General features: G+C 43.4%; 20 protein-coding genes. 14 read left to right on the forward strand and 6 right to left on the reverse strand.

Annotated features, from left to right (window positions below; genetic code table 11):
• The first annotated feature begins 767 nt into the window (after positions 1-767).
• The 5 genes from PLL47_RS11510 to PLL47_RS11530 all read left to right on the forward strand — a co-directional run bounded on the left by PLL47_RS11510 (position 768) and on the right by PLL47_RS11530 (position 6415).
• Positions 768-1847 carry a BatD family protein gene (locus PLL47_RS11510; RefSeq protein WP_324446346.1) on the forward strand — a complete coding sequence of 360 codons (1080 nt, stop codon included), beginning with the start codon at positions 768-770 and terminating at the stop codon, positions 1845-1847.
• Positions 1848-1939: 92 nt separating this feature from the next.
• On the forward strand, positions 1940-3055 hold the full coding sequence (locus tag PLL47_RS11515) for a tubulin/FtsZ family protein (RefSeq protein ID WP_324446347.1): 1116 nt from the start codon (positions 1940-1942) through the stop codon (positions 3053-3055).
• A 262-nt stretch (positions 3056-3317) separates the two neighbouring features.
• Positions 3318-4532, forward strand: coding sequence for an iron ABC transporter substrate-binding protein (locus tag PLL47_RS11520; RefSeq protein ID WP_324446348.1), 1215 nt, complete (start codon positions 3318-3320; stop codon positions 4530-4532).
• A gap of 18 nt (positions 4533-4550) precedes the next feature.
• A complete protein-coding gene (locus tag PLL47_RS11525) occupies positions 4551-5621 on the forward strand; it encodes a FecCD family ABC transporter permease (protein WP_324446349.1) in 1071 nt (356 codons plus the stop codon).
• The gene (locus PLL47_RS11530; protein ID WP_324446350.1) at positions 5618-6415 is read left to right on the forward strand and encodes an ABC transporter ATP-binding protein; all 798 of its coding nucleotides are present in this window, start codon (positions 5618-5620) and stop codon (positions 6413-6415) included. The genes PLL47_RS11525 and PLL47_RS11530 overlap by 4 nt, the downstream gene beginning before the upstream one ends.
• Before the next feature lie 199 nt (positions 6416-6614).
• Here the strand turns inward: PLL47_RS11530 and PLL47_RS11535 are convergent, their stop codons facing one another.
• From PLL47_RS11535 to hisS, 6 genes are all read right to left on the reverse strand, one after another.
• A complete protein-coding gene (locus PLL47_RS11535; RefSeq protein WP_324446351.1) occupies positions 6615-7073 on the reverse strand; it encodes a 30S ribosomal protein S15 in 459 nt (152 codons plus the stop codon).
• A gap of 238 nt (positions 7074-7311) precedes the next feature.
• Positions 7312-8526 carry a DUF7284 family protein gene (locus PLL47_RS11540; protein WP_324446352.1) on the reverse strand — a complete coding sequence of 405 codons (1215 nt, stop codon included), beginning with the start codon at positions 8524-8526 and terminating at the stop codon, positions 7312-7314.
• A gap of 130 nt (positions 8527-8656) precedes the next feature.
• The gene (locus PLL47_RS11545) at positions 8657-9226 is read right to left on the reverse strand and encodes a hypothetical protein (RefSeq protein WP_324446353.1); all 570 of its coding nucleotides are present in this window, start codon (positions 9224-9226) and stop codon (positions 8657-8659) included.
• Positions 9201-9809: a hypothetical protein gene (locus PLL47_RS11550; RefSeq protein WP_324446354.1), complete on the reverse strand. Its 609-nt coding sequence runs from the start codon at positions 9807-9809 to the stop codon at positions 9201-9203. Before PLL47_RS11550 ends, PLL47_RS11545 begins: the two co-directional genes overlap by 26 nt.
• Before the next feature lie 24 nt (positions 9810-9833).
• Entirely contained in the window at positions 9834-10238 is a 405-nt protein-coding gene (locus tag PLL47_RS11555; RefSeq protein WP_324446355.1) for a hypothetical protein, read from the reverse strand.
• Between the two features lie 381 nt (positions 10239-10619).
• Complete coding sequence (gene hisS / locus PLL47_RS11560; RefSeq protein ID WP_324446356.1) at positions 10620-11855, reverse strand: histidine--tRNA ligase; 1236 nt, start codon at positions 11853-11855, stop codon at positions 10620-10622.
• Positions 11856-12327: 472 nt separating this feature from the next.
• On the opposite strand from hisS, the gene cobD reads away from it, so the two are divergent.
• The 9 genes from cobD to mtbC all read left to right on the forward strand — a co-directional run bounded on the left by cobD (position 12328) and on the right by mtbC (position 20449).
• Complete coding sequence (cobD, locus tag PLL47_RS11565; protein ID WP_324446357.1) at positions 12328-13818, forward strand: threonine-phosphate decarboxylase CobD; 1491 nt, start codon at positions 12328-12330, stop codon at positions 13816-13818.
• Positions 13815-14801 (forward strand): cobalamin biosynthesis protein, encoded by a 987-nt coding sequence (locus tag PLL47_RS11570; protein ID WP_324446358.1) that lies wholly within the window; start codon positions 13815-13817, stop codon positions 14799-14801. Before cobD ends, PLL47_RS11570 begins: the two co-directional genes overlap by 4 nt.
• A 310-nt stretch (positions 14802-15111) precedes the next feature.
• Positions 15112-15654 carry an alpha-ribazole phosphatase CobZ gene (gene cobZ / locus PLL47_RS11575; protein WP_324446359.1) on the forward strand — a complete coding sequence of 181 codons (543 nt, stop codon included), beginning with the start codon at positions 15112-15114 and terminating at the stop codon, positions 15652-15654.
• 17 nt (positions 15655-15671) lie between these two features.
• A complete protein-coding gene (cobS, locus tag PLL47_RS11580; protein WP_324446360.1) occupies positions 15672-16514 on the forward strand; it encodes an adenosylcobinamide-GDP ribazoletransferase in 843 nt (280 codons plus the stop codon).
• Positions 16499-17110 carry an NTP transferase domain-containing protein gene (locus tag PLL47_RS11585; RefSeq protein WP_324446361.1) on the forward strand — a complete coding sequence of 204 codons (612 nt, stop codon included), beginning with the start codon at positions 16499-16501 and terminating at the stop codon, positions 17108-17110. The genes cobS and PLL47_RS11585 overlap by 16 nt, the downstream gene beginning before the upstream one ends.
• 45 nt (positions 17111-17155) lie before the next feature.
• A complete protein-coding gene (locus PLL47_RS11590; protein WP_324446362.1) occupies positions 17156-17863 on the forward strand; it encodes an ABC transporter ATP-binding protein in 708 nt (235 codons plus the stop codon).
• Positions 17863-18825, forward strand: coding sequence for a SufB/SufD family protein (locus tag PLL47_RS11595; RefSeq protein ID WP_324446363.1), 963 nt, complete (start codon positions 17863-17865; stop codon positions 18823-18825). Before PLL47_RS11590 ends, PLL47_RS11595 begins: the two co-directional genes overlap by 1 nt.
• A gap of 141 nt (positions 18826-18966) precedes the next feature.
• Positions 18967-19329 carry a hypothetical protein gene (locus tag PLL47_RS11600; RefSeq protein WP_324446364.1) on the forward strand — a complete coding sequence of 121 codons (363 nt, stop codon included), beginning with the start codon at positions 18967-18969 and terminating at the stop codon, positions 19327-19329.
• Positions 19330-19798: 469 nt separating this feature from the next.
• Positions 19799-20449, forward strand: coding sequence for a dimethylamine corrinoid protein MtbC (gene mtbC, locus PLL47_RS11605; protein ID WP_324446365.1), 651 nt, complete (start codon positions 19799-19801; stop codon positions 20447-20449).
• Positions 20450-20508: the final 59 nt, after the last annotated feature.

Here is a 20508-nt window from a genome sequence, read left to right on the forward strand (position 1 = left end):
TGAAACTTATTTAATGTATTTTGCTTTAATTTTAAGTATTTGTCATTCCATTTTTTGTTTAAAAGATTTCCCTTTTGAAGACTTTTTTTTAAATATTTGCATCAGAGAATAAATTTTTATTTATTGCTTATTCCTCCATTCTCTCCAGAATTTAAAAACACCGAAAAGATAAAAAGGAAGAAAATAATAAAGATTACAGAAATAATAGTAAAAAAATATAAAATGATTAGATAAGAGAAAATGGATGACCCAGAAAAGAAAGACAATTAAATCCAGCCTCGAGAAGTCCAAATGATCTTTTATTTGCACGTTAAGAGGCAATAGAACATCATTCACTCATCAGCGTATTTTGCGGCAAGGCAGAGAGTGAAAGAAATAATAAATAATAATTGTTGATCTGGAATTTTCTATAAAACATAACAAGATAATTAAATAACTATTGACTGTGTCCGTGACGAGCTGATTAATAATAGTTACATAGTTTAAAAAACGGATTAAAAATAATAGTTTGAAAAATAATTAAAAGTAGAATAACCTGCTGTGAATTAACTTTTTTATAATATATTTGAGGTAGCAGAATTGAAGGTGAAAGGGTTTCATAGAACTGTTTTGTTTGCATTTCTCATCCTGTTAGCACTTGGCAGTACAGCATCGGCAAGAACCTTGGTATATGAAGGAGACATTGAGGAAGGACAGGTATATCAGCTTAATAATTACGTAATCGAAATTACCGATATATTTCTGAAGCCGGTACTGCCTCATACTACGTGTACGAGAGAGACAAACAAATCAAAACCGGCCTGCTGGATGTAAATGAGAGCGTTGAATTCGATTTTGAAGATGGGGGTAAAATCCAGATGCGCCTTGAGTCCGTTCATACAGGAGGCGTATTACCCAGAGCTACAGTGGAGATTACTATGTCAAATTACAACATAGGAGATCTCTATGTTAATGAGGTGATTGAAAGTGGACGCTCCGGGGCAGCTTTTGCAGGAGATCCGAAGCTTGTGGTAAGCAAAAATGTCGATAAATCCGAAATAGAGGTAGGGGATGTAATAACTGTCACAGTAAATGCCAAAGCTACCGGAAACGATGCTGCATACGATGTGCTGTTTACGGACCCAAAGCAGGAACATTTTGTCCTGAAAGAGACTACTTACGAAGTTTCAACCAGAATACCAAGAATTGATTTCGGGAAATCAATACCTGAAACCCTGGTCTGTATATATAAATTAAAGGCAACCGAGGCAGGAACTTTCGACCTTAGAGCTGTGACTGCTACCTATACGAACAGTGCGGGCCAGACCTATGAGTCTTCTTCCAACACTCCCACCATTACTGTACTTGAAGGGGATAAACAGAGAGCAGATGTTGAAACCATGATGAACGTGGATCTCTCATCTGTAAGGAGGAACGAAAGGATCACCTCAACTGTAATTATGAGAAATATAGGAAATGCCCCTGCTAAGGCTGTACGTCTTGACATTGTGGTTCCGGAGGGAATGGAATATGTCAGTGGAGGTGAAGGGATTGAAACTGTTGGCGGGAAACCCAGAATATACATAGATACCCTGCAGCCCAACAATGACAAAGAGTTCAGTTATACTTTAAAAGCGAAGGAAGTGGGCAAATACAGCATAAGTTCTGAGCTTTCTTACGAGTACAATAATGGAGTAGATGCCCAGAATATAAAACAGAATGATACGTTTGCAACCTCCAGCATTGACGTTGAAGAAGGAAGGTTCGACTTCCTGTTGAAAAATCCGTTATACATTGCAATTCCACTGGCGATTCTTGCTGCAATTGGAATTCACATTTACAGGCGGCACAGAGAATACAGATATTAAATAAGAAAACTTAATTAATAATATAAAAAAGAAGTGAAATAAAATAAGTACAGGAAAAAAATGGGAATTTACCTTTTAAATGGAGGAGTTTTTTGCTCAATATACTGGTAATAGGAAACGGGCAATGTGGAAACAGAATTCTGGATTCCATTAACCGGCATGCAATGGGTGGGGGAAAAAACTGTAATAAGCTTGCTAAATTCTATGCAAAGCAGAAATTTAAAAGCCATGTTGAAACCCTTGCATTTAACACTGCTGTTAATGACTTAAAAGAGATGAAGTTTACAAAAGCAAAAGACAGAGTCCACATTCCCCATCTCCATGGAGTTGGTGCAAACAGGAATGTTGGAAAACAGGTATTTGAAGAAAATAAAGAGATGATCATGCGGCAGGTTGAAGAAAGGGGTAATTTTGATATTGCTTTTGTACTGACCTCAGCCTCGGGCGGCACAGGCTCTTCCTTTACCCCTCTTCTCGTAAGAGAAATGAAGAACCGCTATGATTATCCAGTATATTGTGTCGTAGTCCTGCCTTTTAGAGAAGAAGGAACCCTTTATCTTCAAAACACAGCTTTTTCAATCAGGGACATCCGTCAGAGCGGGGCAGACGGAATAATACTTGCTGATAACCAGTACCTGAAAAATATCGGAGGAAATATTGAAGAAGCCTATAACGGCATAAATGACATGGTTGCAGAACGCCTTCTTTTCCTTCTCGATGCACTTGACAGTGAGATGATGATGGTAACGGACCTTGGGGACTTCAAGACAGTAATGAGCGGAGGAGCAGGGCTTGCAACTATCGGCTTTTTCAGAGCTGATAAAGAAATGCCTATCAAAACAACAATTCAGAATTCACTCTCACCTTCAGGACTTCTGTTTTCAACCAATGTTTATGAAGAAGCAAGCAGGGCGATGATCGTAATCAAAGGTGACCGCAAATACCTGAGTATAGATGAGATCTCGACTGAAGTTGAAAAACTCTCAGGTGCCGTTGGACATGTATTCAAAGGGATAGTTGTGCGCGACGGAGAGTATCCGCAGGTCCTTTCACTCCTTACCCTGGAATCAGCTCATGAACTGGAAAAGCTCTATAATGTAGCTGTTCAGGCCATTCACTACGAGAAAGCAAAAAAACAACGTGTGGAAGAAGGAATAGAAATGAAAAAAACCTTCTCCCAGATTGAAGGGATGGAACCTGAATACTGAGGGCTCAGATCCCTACTATTCTGATTCTCTCCTCTAATTTTTTGCCGATTTGTTTATTTTGAATTGTTTCTGTTCTTCTTTCCCAATCAAATATTCAATACATCAACACATTCATGCTCTTTTTATTGATTATTATCAAGCAGATATCGAGTCACAAGAAATCATACCTATATTTTTAGATTGTCCATCATATAATAATTAATTGAAAAATTTAGTTAACTTTATGTAATACTCTTTCTCTAGTAAATTAGAGGATAGTAACATGAAAAAGGAATCCAGTAACAAATTGACAAGAGTAATTTTCATAGGAGTGCTCATAATCTCCCTTATCATGACCTCGGGGTGCACGAGCAAATCCACTTCTGTTGAAGATGGGAAAGGTGAATCGCCAGCAGAATCTGCCGGGATTACTACAAACACCGAAGAGCTAACAGAATCTGCAAAAATCACAGTCACTGACGGGTTCGGCAGAGATGTTAACATACCTGAAGACGTTGAAAGCGTCGTCTGTTCAGGGGCAGGAGCCATGCGGTATCTTGTATATCTTCAGGCCCAGGACCTTGTAGTGGGAGTTGACAGCCTGGAAAAACAGGAAGCAGAAATTGAAGGCAGACCCTATGCCCTTGCAAACCCGCAGCTTAAAGATTATCCTTTGATCGGAGAAGCCAGAGGTAAAGATGACCCCGAAAAGATAATTGAAGTCAATCCTCAGGTTGTCCTGAAGGCGGGCACAACTGGCCAATCTTCTGCAGCAAACGCCGCTGAAGCTGACAGCCTCCAGGAAAAAACCGGAATCTCGGTTATCTCATTCCCTTACGGGTCCTTGAGGAATGAAGAGCAAAAAACCGAAATGTATAGCTCACTCCGGCTAATGGGGGAGGTAGTGGGAAAGCAGGAAAGGGCAGAAGAAGTGATTGCCTATATTGAAGCTACAATGGAGGATCTCGAAAACAGGACTGCAGATATTCCGGAATCAGAAAGAAAAACTGTTTATGTTGGAGGGGTAAGCATTGCAGGAGCTCACGGGATAATTTCAACCGAGCCGGCTTATCCGCCTTTCCTCTGGGTGAATGCAAATAATGTTGCAGCCGGAATGGGCACAGAGCATGCTGACATTGCAAAAGAGGCACTTGTAGACTGGGACCCGGAATATATCTTCATCGACATCGGTACTCTTCAGCTTGGCAACGAAGGAGCTATCGGGGAACTCAAGAGTGATTCGTCCCTCACAGGGCTTTCAGCCGTTAAGAACGGCAATGTTTACGGAGTAATCCCCTATAATTTCTATACCACCAACTATGAGTCGGTGCTTGCAAACGCTTATTTTGTAGGAAAAGTGCTCTATCCGGACCGGTTTGAGGACATTGACCCTGAAGCCAAAGCCGATGAGATATACACCTTCTTCCTTGGCAAACCTGTGTTCTCTGAGCTGAACGGACAGTACAATGATACCGGCTTTAAACAGATTCCATTATAACACGGAGGGTATAAATAAGTGCATTTTGCCGACGGAGCAGTTCCTGAAGATTACCTCGTATACGTGCGAAAAAAATACTTCTGGATTATGGGGGGGCTCCTGCTCCTATTTTTTATGCTCATCTACTCGATATCGGTAGGAGCAGTGACAATACCTCCTTATGAGGTGCTGCAAACGATAATGGGACATAACATCTCTGTGAAATGGGACTCAATAATCTGGAATATCAGGCTTCCTCAAGCTCTTGCTGCAATAGTAGCAGGAGCCGGGCTCTCAGTTTCAGGAGTGGTAATGCAGTCTATCCTGCGAAACCCTCTCGGATCACCTTTTACCCTTGGGATCTCCAATGCAGGGGCATTCGGAGCTGCAGTTTCTGTAATTATACTCGGGACTGGAAAAATGCAGTCAACCGTTGCAGATGCCGTAATAATTAACAACCCTTACCTGACGACGATGGTAGCCTTCATTTTCTGTCTCCTTGCTACCGGAATAATTCTGCTCATCTCCCGGATAAGGGCATCTTCACCCGAAGTAATGGTACTTGCAGGCGTTGCCCTTTCTTCCCTTTTCACCGCAGGGACGATGTTTCTGCAGTACTTTGCTGATGATACTCAGCTTGCAGCAGTTGTTTTCTGGACCTTTGGTGATGTAGGGAGAGCAAACTGGCTGGAACTTAAGATTATGACAGGTGTTGTCCTGTTTGCTACTCTGTTCTTTATAATTAACCGCTGGGACTATAATGCCATAGATGCAGGAGACGAGACCGCAAAAGGGCTCGGTGTCAATGTAGAAAAAGTCAGGACAGTAGGCATGATTATCTCTGCACTTGTCTCTGCCGTTATTGTCTCGTTCCTTGGAGTAATCGGATTTGTAGGGCTGATCTGCCCTCACATGGTGAGGAGAGTCATAGGGGATGACCAGAGATACCTGATACCCGGCTCAACCCTGCTTGGAGGGATCCTCCTTCTGGCATCCGATACAGCAGCCAGACTCATAGTATCGCCATATGTGCTTCCTGTTTCCGTCCTTACAGCTTTCATGGGAGCACCGACTTTCATTTACCTGCTTCTAAGGGGGTATAAACGATGATTCTATCTGTAGAAGACCTCCAGTTTTTATATCGTAACCGTAAGATTCTGCATGAGATTGCCTTTTCAATCGATGAAGGAGAAGTTGTGGTAATCCTCGGCCCGAACGGGGTTGGCAAGACTACCCTGTTAAAGTGCTTGAACCGCATCCTCCATCCAAAAGGAGGATTTGTGAATATCAATGGGGAAAATCTCTTCAATCTTGGGACTCTGGAGATTGCGCGCCTGATAGGTTACGTTCCTCAGCGTGTGGAGACAGGGAGGCTTACAGCTTTTGATGCAGTCCTCCTGGGGCGGCGTCCCCATATTAAATGGGATGTAACGGAAAAAGACCTCAAGATCGTGGATTCGGTATTCAGGCGGCTCTCAATGGAAAACCTGCGCCTGTCTTATATTGATGAGATGAGCGGAGGCGAACTCCAGAAAGTGGCAATAGCACGTTCCCTTGTCCAGGAACCTAAAGTCCTTCTCCTTGACGAGCCTACAAGCAGCCTTGATCTGAAGAACCAGGTAGAAATCCTTGCCACTATAAGGCAGATAGTACTTGAGCACAGGATTGCGGCTGTGATGACAATGCACGACCTGAATCAGGCTCTAAGGTATGCAGACCGGTTTATCCTTTTGAAGGGAGGAAAGGTTCACGCCCACGGAGGAGTAGAAGTAATTACCCCACAGGTAATTGAAGAGGTATATGGCCTGCCTGTTGTAATAGGAGAGATTTCAGGTATGAGATGTGTGGTTCCGGGAAGCCCTGTATGGGATTGCAGTACAAACTATGCTGCAAGCAAGTCATGAAGCAGCAGTGGAAAAACTGGAATAATAATGAAAACAGCACAGCTATGAAAAAATATTAGAATAAAATTATTGAACTTGACATTTAAATACCTTAACAAAGAGGCAACGTAAGATTTTGTCTTAAAAAGAGTCTAAGGAGGTTTGCCGGAAGGCAAACTCAATCCTTAAGTGGAAAAATCCCGAAAGGGAAGTTCCAAATTTATCGGGTAATCATCATTTCTGCGGTCTCAGGCTTGTAGAACCAGTCTCTCGGAAGTACCTTCTCCTGCTGGTAGTATTTTACAAGCCTTCTTATTTTGGACTCGGTCAGGTTAAGGGAACGCTTATTGTGGACATCTTTCTTGTTAGTAGCAAGGTGCTTCCTGAGCCTGAGAGCCTTTACAATCAGGTTGGTAAGGTCTTCGGGAACGTTAGGAGCAACGTTGTTTTCCTCGAGAATAGTTGTGATCTTCTTGCCTGTGACGAGCTTGGCATCAGGGACTCCATAGCGGTCTCTTAAGACCATTCCGATTTCGGAGGTGGAAACGCCCTGCTTCCAGAGATCAAGTGTAATTGTGGTTACTTCGTCTGCTCCAATCTTGCACCACTCAGGCGGCTCGGTTCTGTTAGGCCTGGTGGAAGAGGATTTGCCTTTTCTTTTGGTGTGCATTTTTGCCATATATAACTCTCCTGATATCAATTGATCGATGCCCGGAAGGAAATTCTTCGGGCTGAAGTTATATCTTTACCGACTATAACGGACCAACACATCGATCGGGAGATTTTAATCCGCCACAGCAAACTGCTGCGTGGCTTTTCAGGAATTCCTGTAAAAGCTTGAGTTTTTCGGTAAAAACATGACTAGAGAGCGCACCATATAATATATACTTTGTGTCGGAATTCCGGATCTGACAGAATTAAAATGGTTTCCAGAGATAGAGGATTATTCTTGCTCCTCCAGGATTTATCTGCCTGAAAATTGCTTCGATCTGTGAATCCCTTAGATTCCGGGCTTCGGAGAGATTTTCAGCCTCAACTATTGAATAAACGGTTTCGTTGATTTCACCTGAAAATTCAGCCTCGAGTTCTGCCCGAATATCTGCTCTGATACGATTCACAAGCAGGACTTCAAGTTGAGAGAGCTCTGCAGTAGAGGAGGTTTCTGAAGAATTTTCAGAATTAAGTGAAAAACCTGTTTCAAACAGCTCCGAGATATGGGCATTAAATTCATCTTCCATTGAGGAGGAATTTCTTTCACCCCTATTTTCGGAAACTCCATAAAGCAAAGTCTCAAAAGATTCATCTGCTTCCTCTCCGAAAACCGATCCCGAATAATCTGAGGAAAAAAGCAGATCAACAGCCGTCTCCGCACCTTCAAGAGCTGCAGCATCAAGAGAAGCATTAAAAGCCTGAGAAAGTATTGTTGAAGCCTCTTCTTCAGAAGTGTTAAGGGAAGCTTCAAGAATGGAGTCGTTCACGCAGGCAAGAAGTGAAGCCCTGGAAGGCGCATTTGCATAAAGAGGCATGGAAAGTTTTGTGCTCTGTCGAATAGCATCTACAGGCGGTTCTTCTCCTATAATAAGTTCACTTCCCATAGGAAAAGCTTCTAAAGGATACCAGTAAGCTTCAAATCGATATGAAAATCTTCCTGCTGCTTTTCTATCCAGATAAGAAGCTATGGTTTCAGAAGCCTGATCGGAATAGTTTTCAGCCAGCGGATTTAGGGAAAAAGAAGAGCTGTTTCCTTGCAGCCTGAGGGAAATAGCCAGATATTCGGCTGTCAGGTCAGCAAAAGTCCTGTGCTTCTGTTCCTTTCCGAAAAGGGTGTGAGCAGGACTTTCCACAATTGAATCTTCAGGGACTGAAATATTAACTACCGATAGAGGCGAGATTTCATATTCGAAATCCTCAAGCTTGCAGGAAAGAAGAGATTCAAGCAGATAGGTATCCAGTTCTGAAGAAGTCACATATCCGGATGCAGCATATTGTTCATCAGCCTGCAGGGAAGGCATAAGAATAATGCCGGAAAGTGAAATTAACACAAGCAAAAAAAGGGCATCAAAAACTGTAGAGTAACCTGAAGATTCTCTAACAGCTTCAGTCTTTACTTTTTCACTATTTACTTTTTGCATCTCTTCAGAGTTTTGAGAAGACCTCAAAGATTTCACCTGTATTATTTATTCCCGATTGTTTTTCTGGATTTGATCTCCTGCTATGGATCGTCAAGTTCTGCATTTGATAAGAGTCCAGTTTAATCCTGCATTACACCCAGGGAGTTTTATAAAGCACTACAGTGAGTGTTCCTGGAACCGTTTCTGCGGGACTTAACTCGACTACAACAGGCACTGAAGCCGCTACTTTCTTCTGTTTTCCCATAAAGTAACCGGATTCTGCAGTTTCAGGCTCTATTACCCATTGACATTGTCCATTGTCTGTCCGGACTTCGACCATAAAAGGATAATTTCCTGAGAATGTAGCAAAAAATTTCTTTCTCTCATCATGCCCTTCTGGACCGGAAAGCCTGTCCAGGGCTGATGCAGAAATCGCTCCCTGATTTTCGGCTTTCAGGACAGGTGATTCTGCTACATTTGATGCAAGAAGGGATGCACTTTCATAATTCTCAAGGGAAAAGGAACAGCCCTCATACCCTGTATATGCCTTTGAAAGAAAGGCTGCAAGAACCACGAAACCTATCACAGCAAGAGCAGTGGCAACAAGATCGGAATGAGGTTCAAGAACCCCTTTTTCATCCTGCAGAATCGAATCACCAGGCTTTTTTACAAAATTACTTACAGATTCCAGCCAGTTATTGATAAACGAGGATATAGTCAAAAGCAGAAACCTCCTCACTGCCCCTTATATAGACTAATTCTTTTTTTATTGAGATGTTATCATTTGCGCTTAAAAGAACCTCTTCGGTTCCGGTCATCCTGAGATATTCAATAATTTCCTGAGAATCAGCTGACACAGGAGACATTTCACTGCCATCGTTTCCGAATTTTGCATACACTTTCCCCCTGAGTTCCGACTCGTTGAAAGGAAGTACCCTGAAGGTAAACGGCCTTACAGCGCTGAAATTTTCTCCGCCTGATTCGGCTTTCAAATGGACATATTCTCCTGACACATAAACCTCTAGATCTTCATCAAAAGGAGAGGCCAAAAAAACTTCATTTTCATCAAAACGATAAGAGATTTCCTGAGTTTCCCCGGGAAAATTCTCTGCTCCTACCTTATCTACTGCGGCTTTGAAATCCCTGGCAAGGAAATCCAGCTCTTCCTGTGCCTCAAGATCTTTAAAACCGGCAGCCAGTTGAAAAAGGGCTGCAAAGAGAACTACACTGGAAAGAGCCAGCGCAGCTTTCGATATCAAAAAGTCAGCCCATGCAGATTCTTCTGCTAAGAATTCCTTTATCATAAATGTCTTCCTGACTTTCTGTTCTTAGCCAGCTCCGGTTTCGGAGATCTGAACAAAAAGTCTTCCTGATTCCTGGTCAATCTTTGTTGAGAGAATTAATCTGTGTTTGCCCGGACCAAAAGATACGGGACCGTTGAGCTCATAATTTGAAAAGGAAGCAAACGCAGGATAAAATTTGGATTTTCCTCCAATGGTGAAACCATAATTATCCGCATCCTCTGGCCAGTTATCTTCTCGGCCCGGCAGAGTCCCGAAAATCACAGAAGCCCCCTGAGGCACGTCTATTTCGAGGACAAGCTCACTGCCCTCCCCGCGTATGGAAAGCTGTTCGGCAGCAGCTGTTAGTTTCGTAACTTCGTCCATTGTTTCCCGCTCCTTTACTTCCCCCAGAAAACCGGAGATAGATGCTGAAGAGATAAGCACAAGCATTGCAAAAAGAATCCCTGTAACTGTAAGCCTGAAAGGAAGCCCACATACAGCAGACTCTTCAGCCCCAATCTTACAGACCAGTTCCTGCGCTTTCCCAGCCGTAAATTTACCTCCTGAAATCCAGACTCTGAAAAAATTTAGGGATTAAATCTAATAAAAATTACACAGTTTGTCTATAAATAGATTGCTTTCGTGATAAATAATAAATTCTGCAAATAAATATTACAGGAATAAACTATTGACTGCAAATTAATCATATGGGCAAAAAGATGGATAAAGGGATAAAGGAAAAAAGAAAGAAAATGAAGAAGAGAAATGAAAAAAAGAAAAAAAGGCAGAAATGAAAAAAAGAAAAACAGGAAGGAAAGAAAGTTTTCAACTTTATTGCCCTGCAACTTTACCTATAATCCCTTCCAGTGTCAATAGTTCCTGTTCTCCGGAAACCATGTCTCTGAGAGTCAGCTTCCCTGCCTCTAGCTCTTTTTCTCCGACAATTACCACATAATCGGCATTGATGGTATTCGCGTAGGAGAGCTGGGCTTTGAAGTTGCGCTCCATAAGGTCTATCTGGACTGGCAGGTAGTTTCTTAATTCAGTTGCAACCTTTACAGCTTCGAGATGAGTTTCGGGCTTTGAGACCAGTACAAGGCTCTTTTGTGCCGGAGGAACAAGAGGACAGATCTCCATTATTCTGTCAAAGCCTATTCCGAAGCCTGTTGAAGGCACATCTCCGCCCCCGAAAAGCTGTATAAGCTGGTAAGACCCTCCGCCGCAGACCTGCTTCTGGGCACCGAGACCTTCCGCATAGACCTCAAAAACCATGCCTGTGTAATAATCAAGACCGCGGGCAATTCCGAAGTCAAGAGAATAATCGACTCCATATGCATCAAGAAGCTTGAGTGTTTTTTCAAAGCTTACAAGTTCAGGGATGTTCCCTACTATTCCTTTTACTTCAGGAAGGATATACCTGCCTTCAAGTTTGATAAGGCGGAAGAGATCAGACTTTAACTGTTCTTCTGCCCCGATCTCATCAAGCAGGGCTTCAAGGCCTGCATATTCTTTCTTGTCCACAAGCCTCATGACCTTGCTCACAATCTCGGGTTCAAGCCCTTTCAAAAGCGTACGGATCACTGCAAGGTTTCCAAGCTTCATATTACCCTGTATGCCCGCTGCTTTTAGCAGGGCATCGGCAAGGGCAATAACCTCAGCATCAGAGTCGGATTTCCCGCTTCCGATAAGTTCAACCCCGAACTGCCAGAACTCCCTGAAGCGGCCTTTCTGGGGGCGCTCGTAGCGGAAACAATTCTCAAAGTAGAACAATTTCAAAGGCTTAGGGAAAGGCTGAAGTTCATTTACATACATCCGCATGACAGGAGCCGTGAGTTCCGGCCTGAGGGTCATTTCTCTGCCACCTTTGTCCGTGAAATTATAGAGTTCACCTATAATGCCTTCTCCGGACTTAAGGGTAAAAAGATCCAGATGTTCAAACGTGGGCGTAATGATTTCACTGTATCCCCAGTTACGGACAACATTTCGCATAACGCTTTCCACGTACCTTCTCCGGGCAGTATCTGCGGGTAAAAAGTCCCGGGTCCCTCTTGGCCTGTTGACTGTCATTTTTTAATGCACCTGGTATATATAGAATTTAGAGAACTTTGCTGAAGATATAATCTGCTGAACACACAGAATCTGCTGAATACACAGCCGCCTGTTCGGATAAATCACTCTATACATTCCACAAACAGGATATAAATTCTCGTAAAAAAACCGTTTTCCTGTAATTTTACGGGTTTTATTCTGTTGCCTTTCAGCTTTTCTGGATGCTAGTTAAAAGCAAGCTATTTTACTTTTTCGTTAATTATGCATAACAGTCAGAAAATTAGGATGCATTTTGAGACAGAAAAACCAATGTTATGGGAGCATGCAAAACAGAAGTAATATATTTATTTTGTAAAATAAAGTAGAATGGATTCCAGACGCCCAAGTTTTCGCAATCAAACAACCATAAAGCAAATAAAGGCAAGTTTGTACGGGATAATATAATAAACAACTTAATATACATGATTCACGCTAAATATTTGCGATCAACGTGTCAGAGCAAAGAAGTGTACCTTTAAGGGAGCATCTGCTGGCCCTGAAGCCCTGCAGACATGGAGGGCTAATCCAGGAAACTTCGGAGACGTACGGGATCCCCGAAAACGAAATTCTCGACTTCAGTGCAAACTTTAACCCGCTGGGAAGTCCCTTTGACGATCCGGAAAGTGGGCTAAACTTTGAAGATATTATTAAAAAGAGTCACGGGAAACTCCTGGAATACCCTGACAACAGGTATGTAGAGTTCAGGGAAGCTGCTGCAAAATTCGTAGGACTCGGAGTAACACCGCAGAGCATTATTCCGGGGAACGGTTCAACGGAAATAGTCCGGCTTGTCGTCGAGTCCGTGATAGAAAAAGGAGATAAAGTCCTATTACCCTGGCCTACGTTCGGAGAATATGAAATGCAGTGCCGGATCATGGGAGCAGAACCGGTATATCCTTCGCAGGACGAAGTAAATACACTCCCTGATGAGGTGCTGGAAGAAGCAAAAATCCTTTTTATCTGTAATCCTAACAACCCTACAGGAAAGCTCCGCAGCAGGGAAGAACTCAAAGCTCTTGCAGAACGCTGCAGGAAACATAAAACCCTTCTCTATGTAGACGAAGCGTTCATAGAGCTTTCCGACCCTGCACAGAGTGTAGCAGACCTTCCTGCAAACAATGATTACGTTTTTGTCATGCGTTCCCTTACAAAGGACTTTGCAATCCCCGGAATCAGGATGGGCTTCGGGATAGCTTCTCCGGCCATGGCTGATATCCTGAATAGAGCAAGACTGTCCTGGAACCTGGGAGCTATTGCAAACAATATCGGAATTGCACTTCTCAACATAGAAGGTGGGATTGACAGCCCTTACCTGAAGAAAGCCAGAGAAACGATCCTGAAAGAAGGAGAGGTTCTCAAAGCCAAACTTGACAGGATAAGGGGTTTTGAAGCCGGGGAAGTGAATGTTAACTTTATTTTCGTTGATATAAGCAAGTTCATGCTTAATTCAAGCGAACTGGCTGCACGCCTTGCCTCTCGTGGAGTTCTGATCCGTGACTGTGTCTCTTTCCACGGTCTTGGAAAAGATTACATAAGGGTTGCAGTCAGGACCGAAAAAGAAAATGACAGGCTCATTGCTGCAATCGGGGACGTTATCACCGAATGGGGCAGAGAACAGGCAAAAAACGAACTGCAGCACGTAATAGAAAAAGCCAGTGAAGAAGGCATAGGAGGCAGGAAGACCTGTGAATATTACCCCTGCCATTTTGAAGGCCAGAACTGTACCTTCTGCTTCTGTCCGTTTTACCCCTGTGAAAACGAAAAAACAGGAGGAAAATGGATCCAGAGATCAAGAGGCGGCAGAGTATGGAGCTGCGTTGACTGCCACCTTGTCCATAAAAAGGAAATAGCACAGAAAATCCTTGACTGCCTTATGCAGGAAGGAGATACTGACGAACTCGTAAAAGTAGCCTGGAAAAAAGTGATGGAGCCTATCATATGATCATACCGGACAGCGGGCATCTCGCTCTGGTACTTCTGTTAGCTGCAGCCATAGACATCGTTTTCGGAGAACCCCCTGCTGCCGTTCACCCTGTTGTCTGGATAGGGAAATTAATTACCTTTTTGAAAAATGCAGCCCCGAAAACCCACAGGAAACTCTACGGCACTGCAATGGCTCTTTGCTGTGTTCTCTTTGCATCCTTACTGGGGTATACCGTCCTCTACATAGCAACCCTTCCCGGGATTCCTGTCATTTTAGCCCTCCTGATAGAAGCTTATTTCCTTAAAGCCACCTTTGCAATCAACTGTCTGCTGAGCCCTGCAAGGGAAATTTACAAACACCTTGAAGAAAACCAGCTGGAGAAAGTCAGAGAACTGCTCCCTATCTACGTAAGCCGGAACACTTCCAAACTGACAAAAACCCAGATGTCTTCGGCTGTTGTGGAATCCGTATCAGAAAACTATGTTGACGGCATACTTAGCCCGATTTTTTATTACGCAGTCTTCGGAGGATACGGGCTTGTAGCTGCATACGCATTTAAAGCCATAAGCACTCTGGACTCAATGGTAGGATACAAAACCGAGCCTTACAGAGAACTGGGATACTTCTCAGCAAAATCCGATGACGTGCTTAACTGGATCCCTGCCAGGATTTCAGTTATCTTTATCCTTGTCGCAGCCCTGACGATATCTTTATTCCCTAAAAACGGAAGAAAAATAAATCCCTTTGACAGCGTAAAGGCTGCACTTGAAGACGGTATGAAAACTCCATCTCCCAATTCCGGATATCCTATGGCTGCTACTGCCGGAGCTCTGGGAGTAAAGCTTGAGAAACCTGACACCTATGTTCTTGGAGCCTCGTATCCCCCTACCGAGATAAAAGATATAAAACGTGTATCCCAATTAATAGCAATTGCTTCAGGGTTTTCACTTGTTGCTTTTGTGGCAGTAATACAGATGATGGGAATCTACATTTACCCCTGATCTGTAAACGTACATCCTAATTACCTTCCGTGAATACCCCATTAATTTCAAATTCATCAATTCAAACTTATTGATTTCAATCGATTAATTTACTGGGTCCCGGTCAAGCTTACAACCGGAGTTTTACGTGAAACCCGAGATTCTAAGAAATCTGAATATGCCCAATAGTGATGCTGGAAGTAGCAGCCTATTACATACCGGAACAGAAGCTTAAAAAATTGGTTTTAAGCTTAGTTGTTTCAAAATCAACCGTTTTAAGAATATGAGAAGTCCTGAAGTAACCGTTTCGACAACCCCCGGAGAGATCAGTATGAAGTTATCAGATATTGAGGAAAGGGACCTGAAAAAAGGGCAGCCTGAAAAAATAGAGGAAAAAGCCACCACAGACATCCTTGACGTCCTTGCTGAAGAAGGAATAAGCGTCCAGGACCTTGCGGATACGGCTCTCGAAATGTATGTCCCTCACCCCGGACTTGAGACAAGGGAAAAAGCCGAAGCCCTGTTTAAAAGGGAACTCAAGTTTGCTCTTTCGGACCCCAATCTCTGCCTTTTAATTTACTCAGGGGTCCTGCTGGAGAGGGAAGGCAGAGCAGGAAACCTTCCTAACCTCAGTAAAAAGTCTTACGAAAAAGACCTTACTTTCATAATTGCAGACGAAGTGCTGGGCAACAGCATCGCAAATTACATAAGCGGCTCTAAAGGGACATTCGAGTTTGTCAGGTATGACAAATTAAAACCCGGAATCCTTGCAAACCTGGGACCTTTTATGGATGATGTCATAGGTGGTCTCATAGGAGGAGTATCCTCCAATATGTATTCAAGAGGTATGGCAGAGTTTGAAAGAAAAGACTGAAAAACAGGCGGTACATAATGAATTCATATTTGCTTGCGTTTAAGTCGGGTTTTGGCTTCCTGACCACGATCCCTGTGGGAATCAGTATGGAAGGGATCGATGAGCTCATGAAAAAGATCTACTTTTATCCTGTCGTGGGAGCCGTACTCGGGCTTATCATAGGGATAATTGCATATATAGGGCAGCTTGTAATTCCGGATCCAGTCCTGGCAGCTCTTATCATGGGAGTTGTTTATTATTTTACGGGCTTTAACCACCTCGATGGAGTCACGGACATGGGAGACGGATTTATGGCTCACGGGTCCCGTGAGAAAAAGATCAAAGCCTTAAAAGACACAACTCTCGGGACTGGAGGAGTTGCTTTCGGAATGCTTGTACTGCTTGCTTTCTACGGTTCCATAAGGTCGGTTCAGGAAGAAGGAATTACTGCTTTTGGTTCTAACCTTCCGTTTCTTATGTTTGCATCAATGCTTATAGCGGAAACCAGTGCCAAACAGTCCATGTTGACAATTGCAGCTTTTGGAAAACCGCTCCCACGGCCTGAGGGGCAGGCTTATCCCGGCCTTGGGGAAATGACAATAAACGGAGCAACCCGAAAAAATTTCATCATAGGATTTATTTTCGGAGCGGTTGTATGCTTCCTGCCCTTTGGCTTGATAGGGCTGCTTCCTTATCTGGCAGCATGCATCTCGGCCCTCGTACTCCTTAACAGGTGCTATGCACATTTTGGTGGCTTAAACGGCGATGGGATCGGCACAGCCAACGAGATTGGGAGGATAACTGCCCTGATCATTATTGCAGTTACCCTCAAACTTTCATTAAATGGATACCCAGGAGGTTTAGAATGGACGCTATTGTAATGGCAGGAGGGTTCGGGCAGAGGCTTGGAATGGGAGAAAAGCCCTGCGTTGAACTGCTTGGAAAGCCACTTATTACCTATGTAATAGATAACCTTAGATCTTCAAAAAATATAGACCGGGTTTTCGTAGCGGTCTCCCCCGTTACCCCGAAAACCGAAATTATGATTCAGGAAAGGTACAAAGGCGAGGTCCAGGTAATCCGGACTTTTGGCGGGAACTATGTAGGAGACATGATTTATGCAGTGGAAACCGCAAATACAACAGGCCCGGTAATGATTATCATGTCCGACCTGCCTTTGATAAACCCTGAACTTATTGATTCTGTAATCGAGAAATACAGGGAAGAAGGAAAGCCGGCACTTTCCGTATATGTTCCTATCAACGTCTGCAAAGGAACAGGGACCAGGCCTGATACTGTATTCAATAAGGATGGAAAACTGATCGTTCCCGCAGGGGTAAATATTCTTGACAGTTCTCAAATCCGGAACGAACAGGAAGACTTTAATCTCATACTTGATAATCCCAGACTAGCAATAAACGTAAATACCGTTAAAGACCTGCAGCGCTGCAAGGATTTACTGCAGTGCTCAAACTAAAATTTGCTAGAGGTGTCATATATTCTATCCTTAAAAAACCTGATATTGAGCCGTGATGGAAAAAAAATTCTGCGTGGAGTCAACCTTGAGGTAGGGGACCGTGAAATCCACAGCATCATAGGCGCAAATGGTGCAGGAAAAAGTACGCTTGCCTACACCCTGATGGGGCTTCAGGGTTATGAACACGAAGAGGGCAGCATCATTTTTAATGGGGAAGATGTTGCAGCACTTTCAATAACCGAACGTGCAAGAAAAGGCATAACCCTTGCCTGGCAGGAGCCGGCCCGTTTTGAGGGGCTGAAGGTTAGAGACTACCTCGCAATCGGGGCAAGAGGCAATGGCGGCATCACGGAAGAAGAGATAAAGGAAGCCCTGAGAAAAGTCGATCTGAAACCCGAGAAATACCTTAACAGAGAAGTTGGCGAAGCGCTGAGCGGGGGCGAAAGAAAGCGCATCGAGCTTGCCTCCATTATTACCATGAAGCCGAAACTCGCAATCCTTGATGAACCTGACTCGGGAATCGATGTGGTCTCATTAAAGGAAATTGTTTCCCTTATACAGACGCTCAAAGAAAACGGCTCATCAGTGCTCGTTATTACACACAGGGAAGAAATCGCAGCCGCCTCGGATAAAGCGTCCCTGATGTGCGAAGGGGCAATCCTCAGGAGCGGGGATCCCGTGGAAATAAGCGAATTTTTCAAAAACAGATGCATACCCTGTGACAGCCGGGTATCTCCCCCGAAGGTGGAATAATGGCTCAGATTACATTGAATGCGCTTTCTAAAGAAGTTGAAGATATAACCGCAGCTTACACAGCAGCCGGAGGAAATGCTGCAGTTCTGCATAACCATGATCTTGCAAGCCTTGTGATAAGCGGAAACAAAGTTCTCAGTGCAAACGGGACCGAAGGCATAGTCCTTGAGAAGAAAGAGACCGAACACGGTGTGGACGTAAAATTGACCATTAAAAAAGGCTATAAGATCCCCCTGCCTGTCCACCTTTGCTTCGGGCTTGTCCCTAAAGACGGGCTTCAGGAAATCAATATGAACTTCGTAGCTGAGGAGGATTCGGCTGTAGAGCTTATTGCCCACTGCACCTTCCCCAATGCTGAAAAGGTTATCCACAAAATGGATGCCGAGATGCTTATCGGGAAGAATGCTTCCCTGAAATACACCGAAACCCATTTCCACGGTCCGCATGGTGGAATCCAGGTGCTTCCTAAAGCTCACATAACTATTGAAGAAGGAGGCAGCTACTACACTAATTTCTCCCTTATTTCCGGAAGAGTCGGGTATCTGGAATTCGATTACAGCGTGGATGCCGAGAAAGACTCTATCTGCGAAATGGTAACAAAGGTATATGGAAAAGCGGATGATAAAATAAAGATCCTTGAGAAAATCTCTCTTAACGGGGAAAATGCACGCAGCGTTATTAAAAGCCGTCTTGCCATAACCGATAATGCAGAATCCATGTTCAGGGGAGTAACCGAAGGGCATGCCCCAAGAGCCCGCGGACACGTTGACTGCATGGAAGTTATACAGGGCAATGCAAAAGCCGAAGCTGTGCCGATTGTAAGGGTGGATAATCCTCTTGCCAAGGTTACACATGAAGCTGCTATCGGCTGCGTGGACAAAAAGGAAGTAGAAACTCTTATGGCACGCGGGCTTGAAGAAGACGATGCAATAGATATAATAGTGAAGGGGATGCTTGCTTAAATCTGCCTTCTCTATTTTATATTTATCACCTTTCATTCTTTTTTTAGATTCAACCGGAATCCTGATAAACAGGTTTTTTCATTCATATGTAGCAATTATTAGATAAATTCGAAGATTTCTATATGGATGGAGGCGGAAAGTTTGGGTGAGATAATCATTCTTGAAAAAAAGTATTCGGAAAAAAACCTGCAGCTGATTACCGGGAAAAAGGACGTGTGTTTGCATGTTAATGATATTCCCGAAGAGATGCTGATGTTATGTGAAGTGATTGAAGATCCCAGAAAGCTTCCTTACATGCTGGAAGCCTTTCATACTGTCCAGATAAAAAATGAAAAAGCTTTTCATTTTGCCCTTCTAAGGGTCCAGGTAGATTCGGATATAAAGATGCATGAGGATATTCAGAAATACCAGCAGAGAAAATATATAGCCGAAGTCCTTGAGAAACTGCTCTACGGAGAACTTATGCTCTCAGTCGGAGAAAACTCCGGGCTTGGTGATGACTGAACTATCATCAGGCAAATCTTATTCTTTTTACTGATTTTTTCATTTATACCGCTGCTATCAGGCCGTTCAGAGCCTGACATACTTTTTGAGATTCGCATTTATTGAAAACACGGATTAAGCATTTTATGCTTACGTTTTTTACTTTTCATTTTTGTACATCCAGAACCTCAAGCACCTCATTGCTCAGTATAACAATTAAGAATATTATGGATATATCCGAGATATTTAATAATTTTTGTATGATATTAATATATTAATTAAAAAAGCATTAAATAAAGAGAATCAATCTGGAAAAACAGATACATAACAGGTTTCCGCAGGAAGCCACCTCAGATAAGAGTGCATGAAAATATTCCGGAAATCGGCTTTCCCGAAAAAGGGCTTTATTTTTTAAAGATAGAGTAAGGGGTTCTTTCGGCGTAGAGATTTTTCCTGTTCTCAGATATGAATTTAGAAATGGGGGTTGAGAATGGCAAGCAAAGAAGAGTTACTTCAGGAACTTTCGGACGCAATAATTTCCTGTAAAAAGGATCAAGTAATTGCAGCCGTGGAGAAAGCAAAGGGAACGATGGAACCTGCAGAAATAATAGAAAAAGGGCTTGCAGCAGGGATGAACCAGGTAGGAACTCTTTTTGAAAGGGGAAAACTTTTCCTTCCGCATGTTATGATGGCAGCCGATGCGATGACTGCCGGAGTCAAGATCCTTGAAGCCGACATGCCTGCAGGAGCCGGGACAAAGAAACTCGGGGTTATTGTAAACGGCACAGTCGAAGGAGACGTGCATGATATAGGCAAATCAATTGTTTCAACAATGCTGCAGTCTGCCGGATTTGAAGTCCATGATATCGGCCGTGATGTTCCTATAAAGAATTTTGTTGAGAAAGCAAAGGAAGTCAATGCAAACATGATAGGGATCTCTGCACTCATGACCACAACCCTGCAGGGGCAGAGGGATGTTATTGAACTTCTCAAGGAAGAAGGTCTCAGAGACAAAGTAAAAGTCATGGTAGGCGGTGCTCCTGCAACCCAGGCATGGGCTGACAAGATCGGTGCAGACTGTTATGCAGAAAATGCAAGTGAAGCCGTTGCAAAGGCAAAGGAACTGCTTGTAGGGAAGTGAAAATAAATGGCAACTGAATATGCTTTGAGAATGGGAGACGGGAAGAGGGTCTTCCTTAC

Source organism: Methanosarcina sp., assembly GCF_035390745.1.
Classification (GTDB): Archaea; Halobacteriota; Methanosarcinia; order Methanosarcinales; family Methanosarcinaceae; genus Methanosarcina.

Excerpts from the sequence above, each read along its gene's own strand:
- PLL47_RS11520 (WP_324446348.1), top strand. The coding sequence starts at position 3,318 with ATGAAAAAGGAATCCAGTAACAAATTGACAAGAGTAATTTTCATAGGA.
- hisS (WP_324446356.1), bottom strand. The coding sequence starts at position 11,855 with ATGACAGTCAACAGGCCAAGAGGGACCCGGGACTTTTTACCCGCAGAT.
- cobZ (WP_324446359.1), top strand. The coding sequence starts at position 15,112 with ATGAAGTTATCAGATATTGAGGAAAGGGACCTGAAAAAAGGGCAGCCT.
- PLL47_RS11530 (WP_324446350.1), top strand. The coding sequence starts at position 5,618 with ATGATTCTATCTGTAGAAGACCTCCAGTTTTTATATCGTAACCGTAAG.
- cobS (WP_324446360.1), top strand. The coding sequence starts at position 15,672 with ATGAATTCATATTTGCTTGCGTTTAAGTCGGGTTTTGGCTTCCTGACC.
- PLL47_RS11535 (WP_324446351.1), bottom strand. The coding sequence starts at position 7,073 with ATGGCAAAAATGCACACCAAAAGAAAAGGCAAATCCTCTTCCACCAGG.
- mtbC (WP_324446365.1), top strand. The coding sequence starts at position 19,799 with ATGGCAAGCAAAGAAGAGTTACTTCAGGAACTTTCGGACGCAATAATT.
- PLL47_RS11595 (WP_324446363.1), top strand. The coding sequence starts at position 17,863 with ATGGCTCAGATTACATTGAATGCGCTTTCTAAAGAAGTTGAAGATATA.
- PLL47_RS11570 (WP_324446358.1), top strand. The coding sequence starts at position 13,815 with ATGATCATACCGGACAGCGGGCATCTCGCTCTGGTACTTCTGTTAGCT.
- PLL47_RS11540 (WP_324446352.1), bottom strand. The coding sequence starts at position 8,526 with ATGCAAAAAGTAAATAGTGAAAAAGTAAAGACTGAAGCTGTTAGAGAA.
- PLL47_RS11555 (WP_324446355.1), bottom strand. The coding sequence starts at position 10,238 with ATGCTTGTGCTTATCTCTTCAGCATCTATCTCCGGTTTTCTGGGGGAA.
- PLL47_RS11550 (WP_324446354.1), bottom strand. The coding sequence starts at position 9,809 with ATGATAAAGGAATTCTTAGCAGAAGAATCTGCATGGGCTGACTTTTTG.
- PLL47_RS11585 (WP_324446361.1), top strand. The coding sequence starts at position 16,499 with ATGGACGCTATTGTAATGGCAGGAGGGTTCGGGCAGAGGCTTGGAATG.